Origin of the sequence: Nocardia sp. JMUB6875, from assembly GCF_041154655.1 — a bacterium.
Lineage (GTDB): Bacteria > Actinomycetota > Actinomycetes > Mycobacteriales > Mycobacteriaceae > Nocardia.
In genome coordinates, this window is sequence record NZ_BAAFGR010000236.1 from 1 (window position 1) to 8,802 (window position 8,802).

Here is an 8,802-nt window from a genome sequence, read left to right on the forward strand (position 1 = left end):
ACCTGCCCCCAAGACCCCGTAGTCTCCAACCCGAAACTCCCTATCGAAGAACAGCTTTCACCGCCCGATCCGAGTCACCCCGATCGAGTCACCGCTTCGCACCCTAGCAGCCCCACAGCACACCCACCGCCTCTGTGAAACGCCTCCGCGGCTACCCAGGCTCGCAGGAAGGGTCCTCCGGCGGGTTCACTCGTCCCAGTCGAACTCCCAGTGCAGATAAGTCTTCTCACCGCGGTTCGACTCCCGAAGGCTGGGGGTTTGGCCCCGGAAAGGGGTGCGGCTGTTGAGGCAGTGTGTGAGGGTGTCGAAGAACTCGACCAGAGTCTCGCCCCACAGCGTGCCCTCGAAGGCACCCGACCCGATACCCAATTCGATGACGTGACCATAGGTCGGTCCGGGCCGGTGCTCGACGAACAAGATACCGGCGTCGATCGAGTGTGCGATCGGAACCCATTGATGGGCATGGCCGTAGAGCGTCTCCTCCCCGAGGCCCATCGCTCGATTCTCGGCACTGAAGGTGGTTCGCCATTCGTGCCCGGCCAGGATCTGGTCAATCGGGTCGAGCATGTACGTCATCGGCAGGAAGTCGGCGCCTTCGACCGCATTCCCATCGACATACGCTGTGCCGTTGTGATGTTCGAGCAATGCCCGGACATCGGGATGCAGCGCAAAACCCAGCGCAGCCTCCAGCTTTGCGATCTGCTCAGCGGTAGCGCCAGGTTGCAGCGTCGCAACGGACGCCGGCGAATACATCCCGAGATGGTGCACAAACCGAGTCCAAACCTGATCGAAGCTACGCGAAGCGGGCTGGTTCATGCGCCGACCATAACCACGGGCACCGACACCCCCGGCCAACCGGCGGCTCGTCGCAAATGCACGCCGCCGCCGGTGACGTCGGCTGCGCTCAGTTGGATCCGAAACTTGAACTGCCGGTATAGATCAGGCGGTCCAGCGCTCCGCAGCCGGGGTATTTGTATCCGGTCGCCGGGGTGCTCCCGGGCGCGGCCGGCAGTACGTCGACGGTAATCGTCTTGGCGCTCTCCCCATCGTCGGCCGTGAGGACGTGACGTCCGGCCGTTGTCGGGATCCACGTCATATCGGCTGTCGGCGTGTAGACCTCGACTTCCCCGGCGGTCCAGGTCTTCGCCCCGCCGATGCACTGACCATTGTCGTAGAAGGCCACATACCGCTGTCCGGCGTGCTCCACGGTGTACGCCCTCATCCCGTAGGCGCTTCCGACGTAGTAGGTCTGCGCCGTCATCTGGAAATTCGTGACGGACGCACCCGCGGTCGGCGCTCCGGCCACAACCACGGCGGCAGCCACCACCAACCCTGCTGCGCCCCAGCCGATTCGCCGGCCGGAGCGAGTATCCGCGATCATCTTCCTCCTGGATCGATTCCCGAAATCCCGGCGCACGCTACCCGCCCGCAAGCACTGAAACATGTCAATTTCAGTTAACTGCTTCGCCCCGAATTCCTTGGGCAACCGCACTCATCGACCGCGGGTTCGGCGTCGGGTCGGGCCCTGATTCGTGCCATCGTGCAACGGCTTGGACCTTCTCGCGACCGAGGTAGTCGAGGTATCGACCGATCTCGCTCAGACGGATGCCCGCGGGGGTCGTCGCACCGAGGATTTCGGCGCCGCGGCGGGCTGCCTCGACCTTTTCCTCGGAGGCACGGGCCAGGTCGAGTGTGGTGCGGTACCAGGTGCGATCGTCGATGTAGTAGCGGTCTCACTCCGAGACGACGCACCAATTCGGCGGCGGTGAGGCTGCCGGAGTCGGTGAGGTGCAGGCAAGTCAGTACCCGCGCCTGCATTCGCGGCATGCCGTCGTACACGAACAGATCGGTGAACTGATCGGTCTGGTCGGCAATGCCATCCCCGAAGCCATCCACCGTCTTGTCTATCTCTCCGCGTTCTGCCCGTCAGCGCCGACTGCACCCAGCGCGATGGCGCTGAGTCAGACCCCCGAGGTCGTGAAGGATGTGCCGGTTCCGGACATCGAGCACTCGCTGTTTCTGGGAATGGAGCAGGTATCCCGTGGCCTCATCCGATTCAACCTCCGGTCCCCGGATCCCCTGGCACTGGAAGACTTTCGACGGATCAACATGCCCGAAGCCACCCTGGAACAGACCTTGACGGTGATCAACTTCGGCATGCAGCGCGAGGACGGAGCCCAGATGAGCTTCACCGATGCCCTGGTGGACGCCGATACTTCGGGGCGTCGTGGTCGGGTCCGGGGATGATCGCCGGTCCTGAGCCGTGATAATTTCGCCGCGGAGGCTTGTACGGGCCTGCCCCGGACGAGATGCGCCGTACCCGGCCTGCAAAGACGACGCCACTCAAGGAGGGCTCATGAATGCAGGCGTATCGCTGATCGATTTCACCGCAGCGAGTTCCAAGGCTCGCCCACTGGATGTCCGGTGGATCCACGGTTCCCCGTCGGCCAAGCACAACACCGATGAAGACATCCAGGTGTACGCCTACGACCAGCACACCGTCATTCTCCGGCAGAACATGGCGATCAATTACGAGGCCCCGTTTCTGTTCTTGCTGTTCGGAAACACTCGTGCGGTGCTGATCGACACCGGCGCCACCACGTCCGCCGAGTTCTTCCCGTTGCGCCGCGTGGTCGACGAGCTCGTCGAGGCCTGGCTCGCGCGACATCCGCGGCAGGGGTATCACCTGCTGGTGCTGCACACCCATCCGCATGGCGACCACATCGCCGGCGACAGCCAGTTCACCGACCGCCCCGACACCACGGTGGTCGGCGCCGACATGGCCACGGCCTGGAAGTACCTCGGATTCCGTGAGGACCCTGATGCCGTGGTGCAGATCGACCTGGGCGGCCGCGTGCTGGAGTGCCTGGCCACCCCCGGCCACCACGAAGCAGCGGTCACGTTCCACGATCCGTGGACCGGGTTCCTGCTCACCGGCGACACGGTCTACCCCGGGCGGCTCTACATCCAGAACTGGGCGGCCTTCACCCGCAGCATCGACCGCCTGATCGAGTTCTGCGACCGCCGGCCGGTCACTCACATTCTCGGCTGCCACATCGAGATGACCACCGAGCCGGGCGTGGACTACCCGGTCCGCACCACCTACCAGCCCGACGAGCCCCCACTGGAAATGACCACCGACGATCTCCGCGAAATCCGCGCGGCGATCAACGAAATCGGCTCCACACCCACCCGACGCGCCTTCCCCCGCTTCATCCTGTACCCCATCCCTTGAACAACGCGACCATGCCCCGCCCGGTCAAGACACACCGGCTGTCAGTTCCCGGGGTCGAACCACTGCGGGATCACTTCCTGCACAAAGGAACTGATGCACTCGATGGTCGGGCCGGACAATATCTCCCCGGCGAAGTGGATACCGTCGCGTCCCTGGATGGCCTCCACCCGGTCGAGCCACCCGCCGCGGACCGCCGCGGCGCTCGGGTACGCGGGCCATTCGGCAATGGTCTCGGTGATCAGCTCGGGGTCCTCGAACAGGAATAGGCTCTCCTTCGCCAGCTCCCAGGCGCGCGCGTCGGATACCGATCTGTCCGAATTGCTGAAGCACACCCAGTACGGCCCCGGGTGCTGCTTGTTGGCCGCGGTGATCCGATGCAGGGCCTGCTCCGGATCGGTGTCGGTGTAGCTTCCGTACGGGTCGATCACCCAAAACCCCAGCGGTTCGGGGTCATCGACGCCACGAGGGAAGGCGATGAGCTCATTGCGGACCCGGATGAGGTAACTGCGGGTCCAGGTGCGCGGGCAGTTCCGCTCGTCGAAAAGTTCCCGTATCTCCCCGTCCGGGAACATCTCCCGGATCTGCGTGGGCCGCGTCGTGACCACGACCCGGGAATACCGGGCCTCGCACGCCACTCCGGCGCGTCGATAACTGACGCGAACACCTTCCGCACCGAGCGATTCGATCCGCGTCACCGGAGCGTCGACCATCACCTCGATTCGATGGTCGGCGACGATGCGCTGGAGCAGATCGATGAAACCATGCCGAAAGCTGACAGTGACCGGGTGGGGTGAATTCATCTGTGCGACGAGTGATTCCGGTAGGCGTTTCAACAGGTCCGCCCGCCGCCCCGGATATGCCGACAGCATCATCTTCGCCAACTGCGAGACATGCCCAGAGATATGCGCATTGATATTGATGACGCTCTCGGCCGGTTGCCGCGGCCGCCGCATGTTCGCGTACAGGGTCAGCCCCTGCAGCACCTCCCCCACCAGCGGTGCGTGCCGAGCCCGATATGTCTCCCACGTCTCCCCCGCCCGGCGGTCGAACGCCAGCCCGTTCATGCCCGGCCCGCGCCGATCCCGCACCGCCCCTTCGATGATCGTCCACGCCTCGGCGATCTGATCGGCCACCTGTTCCGGCGTCGAGGACGCGAACAGCGGCACGAAATGCGGCGGCACCCCTATCCGGGGTTTGCCGGACCGCGAGCGCCCCACGAAATACAAAGCCTCGGTTTGCATCTCGACCGGATGCCGCTCCAGCAATCCGTGAATCGCCGTCCCCGCGAACCCCTCCCCGAAGTCCTGCTGAATCACCAGGTGCGCCTGGAAGTCGTACACCTCACCCGCCACCGTCGCGGTCTCGCAGTAACCCCCGATCCGCGGCCGCGCCTCGAACACATCGACCCGCTCGAACCCCAACTCCCGCAACTTCGCCGCCACGAGAATCCCACTCTGCCCAGCGCCCACCACGCACACGGGTGCCCGAAGATCCACGACGCCTCCTCCAAGCTCCCACCCAGTATCCGCGTCGCTTCCTCCGCCCGGCTCCGAAAGATATTTCTCCATGCGGACACCCGATTTCACCGGAAATCTGCGCTCCCGCCATGTCTTCCACACCCCTCCCGACCTGGTTATGGCCGTCAGGGCGCTTCAGGCGCATCCTGTGAAGGGCGCAGAGTGGGCCGGGGGTGCTGGCCGGGGAGGAGCGAGGCATGGAAAGCGCACCGAGTAGAACGGCGATGTTCGCGGCGGTGTCGCGTGGATTGTTTCGGCTGGAGACGGCGGCGCCGTGGGTGCTGGACGATGTGCTGGCCCTGGTGCTTGTCGGCCCGGTATGGCAGCAGTTGCGAGATCGGTTCGATCCGCTGTTTCCCGGCCCGGTCCTTCGTGAATCCCGCGCGGCCGTTTGCACCCGCGGCCGGTACGTCGAGGACCGGCTCACCGCCGGCGCCTTCACGCAGTACGTGATTCTCGGTGCGGGGCTCGACTCGTTCGCGTGGCGGCGGCCGGATCTGCTCGGCTCGCTGACGGTATTCGAGGTCGATCACCCTGCCTCCCAAGCCTGGAAACTCGAGCGGGTCAGGGAACTCGGTCTGCCACTCAACCACTCGCAGGTATTCGTGCCGGCCGATTTCGAGGCCGGGCCGGTTCAGAACGCATTGGGCCCGGCCGGATTCGACTGGGCGCAGCCGACGCTGTTCTGCTGGACCGGCGTCGCCCCCTATCTGACGGCACCGGCGATCGAGTCGGGATTGCGCACGATCGCCGCAGCTGCTCCCGGGTCCGAGGTGGTGTTCTCCTACCGGGCCGAGGACGCCGTACTCGACCCCGTGGGAACGGAATTCGCCCGCACCTACACGCCAATCGCCGCTGCTGTCGGCGAGCCTCTGCAGCCTGGCTGGCCGGTACCGGACATCGAGAGACTGGTCAGCCGGTGCGGGTTGAAGGTCGTGGACCATCCCACCCGTGCAGACCTCCAGCAGCGGTACTTCGCCAACCGCACCGATGGCCTGCGGCCCTACACGTTCGAGACCCTGATGACCGCACGGGTCACCTGAGCGAGCACACGCCACATCCGGGCCCTCGTACTTCAGCCAGACCGAGTGGCGGAGTCAGCAGGGTGTTGGTTTGGCCAGGCAGGGGTCGAGGCGGTCGGCCAGACGGGCTTGGCGCTGGGCTGAGCCGCGTAAGAAGGCGGCGACGTGTTTGCGAAGGCGAGGTTCGCGCGGCGGCGGATCGGGACGGACCGGAGCGTCGGGCAGGGCCGAATTGGATTGGGCCCGTGCCGCTTTGACGGCGATATGGCCGGCGATGGCGTGCATGTCGATCTCCTCGTGCGAGGGTCAGCTCCGCACCGGACCGGTGCTCGAGCGAATGATCAGTTCGGTGGGTAGGAGGACGCGGTCTGCGGTATAGGACGGATCCAGCAGCATGCGTCCGAGGAGCCGGCCCTTGTCTCGAATCGGTTGACGGACAGTGGTGAGCCCGACGCTCTCCGCGGCCGGGACATCGTCGAATCCGGTGACGGAGATGTCGCGTCCGGGTGCCAGGCCGCGTTGCCGCATCGCCTCGATGACACCGAAGGCGAGCACATCGCCGCCGGTGGCGATCGCGGTCGGTCGGTCGCGGCGATCGAGAGCCAGTGCGGCGGCGGCGATCCCGGCCTCGACGGAGTCGTGACCGCCGGATACGACCGTCAGCCGAGCATTCGCCCCGAGCCCCTCCCGCAGACCCTGGATGCGCAGCCGCGCATTGCCGTACAACGTGGTGGCATCGGTGATCTCGTGCGGGGCGGTAGTGGCTCGCCCCGAGTCGACCACCATCGCGACCTCGGTGTGGCCGAGTCTGGCCAGATACTCGCCCAGACCACGCATGGCCCCGACCTCATCGATCAGCACGCGCCGTCCGGCGGCGATGTGATCCTCGGTGTGCACGAACGGCAATCCACGGCGCGAAATCACCTCGAGCGCAGGGTGTCCGGCGTCGATGCAGTAGGCGACCACGCCGTCGACGACGGCATTGCGCATGGTCTCGACCGACTCGTGCATGGCCGCCTCGTCGGCGCCCGATTCGTAGCGGGCCAGCGGGATGAGCAGCAACCCCGTGCGCGTTGTCTCGGCCACCTCGCTCAACCCGGCGAGCAGCCCGACCACGAAAGGATCGGAGAACGCATAGGACAGCTGCTCGGTGAGCAGCAGACCGATCGCGCCGGCGCGGCGGCTGCGCAGCGTGCGGGCCGCGGCGTGCGGACCGGAGTAGCCGAGCTCGCGCGCCGCCGCGAAGATCCGTTCACGCACGTCGGCCGAGAGCTGATCCGGCTTGTTGTAGGCGTTGGACACCGTCGACAGCGAGACCCCGACCGCCGCGGCGACGGACTTCATGGTTGCTCCCGAAGACACCTGCCACCTCCTCCCGCAACGCTTTCTGTATCGTTCTACTAGAACGATACAGAAGGCTGCGCACAAGTACGAGCCGAACCTCAGCTCTCGAGTGCATTCTCGTGGCCGTCCAGGTACGGACACGGCTAGGCTGGGCGGGTCGAAGGCGAGCAATGGCTGGGCTGCGGAGGGGATCAGCGTGTTGGACAAGGTTTTTCGCTTTCTGTTGCTAGTCCTGCTGACCTCGGCGTGTGCTGCGGTCGGTGTGATTGCTCGAGCCGATCCCGCACCGGCGCAACAGGAATCGGCACTCGTCACGCTGCCCGAGCCGACGGGATCTGAACCGATAGGCGTGGTCGATCTCCATCTGGTCGACGCGTCTCGACGCGATCCGTACGTGTCGGCGCGGACACGCGAGTTGATGGTCAGCATCTGGTACCCCGCTGCCGATCCGGCGGCAATGCCGTTGCGGCCCTGGGTTTCCGAACACGTGTGGCGGGCCTACACGGACTGGTTGGCCGAGGCGGGCCTGCCGATCACGGGATCGCTGATGGTGGGATCGAGCCACGGTCGTGTCGGCGCGGCGGCGAACAGCGCCGCGGGGCGGCGGCCGATCATCTTGTTCTCTCCCGGCATGGGCATGCCGCGCGAGACCAGCACCGCCCAGGCCGAAGATCTGGCCAGCCACGGATTCGTCGTGGTCACCATGAGTCATACCTACGAATCGACGGCGACCGAATTCCCCGGTGGACGGCTCGAAAAGAGCGTGCTCCCACAAGGAGCGGACGCCGATGAGGTCTACGCGCAGGTCGGGCAGGCGATACAGACGCGAATCTCCGACACTCGATTCGTTCTCGACCGGTTGACCGACCTCAGCGCCGGCATCGACCCTGATGCTGACGGACATCCCCTGCCCGCGAATCTTGCCGGAGCACTCGACCCTTCCAAGATCGCGATGTTCGGGCACTCACTCGGTGGCGCCACCGCAGCCCAGGTGATGCACGACGATCGGCGCGTGGCCGCCAGCGTGGATCTGGATGGCACGCTACTGGGTTCCGTGCTCACGGACGGATTGGACCGCCCGTTCGTTCTGATCGGCAGCACCGATCACGGTCGCGCCCAGGACCCCAGCTGGCAGCAGTTCTGGGCCAACGATCGCGGACCGAAAATGGAATTCCGGCTCGCAGGCTCGCAACACCTCTCGTTCTGCGACAACCAGCTGATCGTCCCCGCTCTGGCTGCCGCGGGCATCATGCCCGCCGATTTCGCCGCCGAGGTGGTCGGCACCATCGCCCCGCAGAACTCGCTCGATCTGCAACGCGGCTACCTCCGCACCTTCTTCGACACGACCTTCGGCCGATACGACGACCTCGCGAAAGACCCGCCGACCACCCTGCTGCACCCGGAAATGATCCCGGTGCCGTAAGCCTCACCCACGGGGCTATTCGTCGATGGACATGATGAGGGTTCGGGTGTCTTGGGTTCGGGTGGTGATGGTTTGGGTGAAAACGTCGGGGAGTTGGCCGGGGGGTTGTTGGGTGATTTTGACGGACCAGTGGTCGTTGTCGGTGGGGGTCAGGCGGGTTACCTGCACGCAGTAGCGGGTGCCGGGTGGAACGGAGTCGATGCCGGTTTGTATTTGGGGGGCGTCGGCGACGCTGGGTGAGTCTTCGGCGACGAATTGGCG

Annotated in this window: 8 protein-coding genes, 1 pseudogene and 1 riboswitch; of the genes and pseudogenes, 4 read left to right on the forward strand and 5 right to left on the reverse strand. The window is 65.6% G+C overall.

The features are described 5' to 3' along the window. Positions 1 to 186: 186 nt before the first annotated feature. Together ACAM49_RS36095 and ACAM49_RS36100 are read right to left on the reverse strand one after the other, a co-directional pair. Positions 187 to 816, reverse strand: a complete 630-nt coding sequence (locus ACAM49_RS36095) for an SMI1/KNR4 family protein (protein ID WP_369640026.1) — start codon at positions 814 to 816, stop codon at positions 187 to 189. An 88-nt stretch (positions 817 to 904) separates the two neighbouring features. Then, entirely contained in the window at positions 905 to 1,381 is a 477-nt protein-coding gene (locus ACAM49_RS36100) for a hypothetical protein (protein WP_369640027.1), read from the reverse strand. A 407-nt stretch (positions 1,382 to 1,788) separates the two neighbouring features. Between ACAM49_RS36100 and ACAM49_RS36105 the strand changes: the two genes are divergently transcribed. Beyond that, a complete protein-coding gene (locus ACAM49_RS36105) occupies positions 1,789 to 2,247 on the forward strand; it encodes a hypothetical protein (RefSeq protein ID WP_369640028.1) in 459 nt (152 codons plus the stop codon). A 30-nt stretch (positions 2,248 to 2,277) separates the two neighbouring features. Further along, positions 2,278 to 2,343: riboswitch (guanidine-III (ykkC-III) riboswitch) on the forward strand. Between the two features lie 13 nt (positions 2,344 to 2,356). Next, the gene (locus tag ACAM49_RS36110; RefSeq protein WP_369640029.1) at positions 2,357 to 3,235 is read left to right on the forward strand and encodes an MBL fold metallo-hydrolase; all 879 of its coding nucleotides are present in this window, start codon (positions 2,357 to 2,359) and stop codon (positions 3,233 to 3,235) included. 41 nt (positions 3,236 to 3,276) lie between these two features. On the opposite strand, the gene ACAM49_RS36115 is transcribed toward ACAM49_RS36110, so the two are convergent. After that, positions 3,277 to 4,731: an NAD(P)-binding protein gene (locus ACAM49_RS36115; protein ID WP_369640030.1), complete on the reverse strand. Its 1,455-nt coding sequence runs from the start codon at positions 4,729 to 4,731 to the stop codon at positions 3,277 to 3,279. Positions 4,732 to 4,925: 194 nt separating this feature from the next. Between ACAM49_RS36115 and ACAM49_RS36120 the strand changes: the two genes are divergently transcribed. Beyond that, complete coding sequence (locus ACAM49_RS36120; protein ID WP_369640031.1) at positions 4,926 to 5,795, forward strand: class I SAM-dependent methyltransferase; 870 nt, start codon at positions 4,926 to 4,928, stop codon at positions 5,793 to 5,795. Between the two features lie 285 nt (positions 5,796 to 6,080). Here ACAM49_RS36120 and ACAM49_RS36125 read toward each other — a convergent pair whose 3' ends face one another. Continuing rightward, complete coding sequence (locus tag ACAM49_RS36125; protein ID WP_369640032.1) at positions 6,081 to 7,118, reverse strand: LacI family DNA-binding transcriptional regulator; 1,038 nt, start codon at positions 7,116 to 7,118, stop codon at positions 6,081 to 6,083. Between ACAM49_RS36125 and ACAM49_RS36130 the strand changes: the two genes are divergently transcribed. Next, positions 7,069 to 8,541 carry an alpha/beta hydrolase family protein gene (locus ACAM49_RS36130; protein WP_369640033.1) on the forward strand — a complete coding sequence of 491 codons (1,473 nt, stop codon included), beginning with the start codon at positions 7,069 to 7,071 and terminating at the stop codon, positions 8,539 to 8,541. The two genes, ACAM49_RS36125 and ACAM49_RS36130, sit on opposite strands and share 50 nt — an antisense overlap. A 15-nt stretch (positions 8,542 to 8,556) precedes the next feature. Here the strand turns inward: ACAM49_RS36130 and ACAM49_RS36135 are convergent. Then, positions 8,557 to 8,802 (reverse strand): annotated as a pseudogene (locus ACAM49_RS36135) (hypothetical protein); the annotation flags it as partial.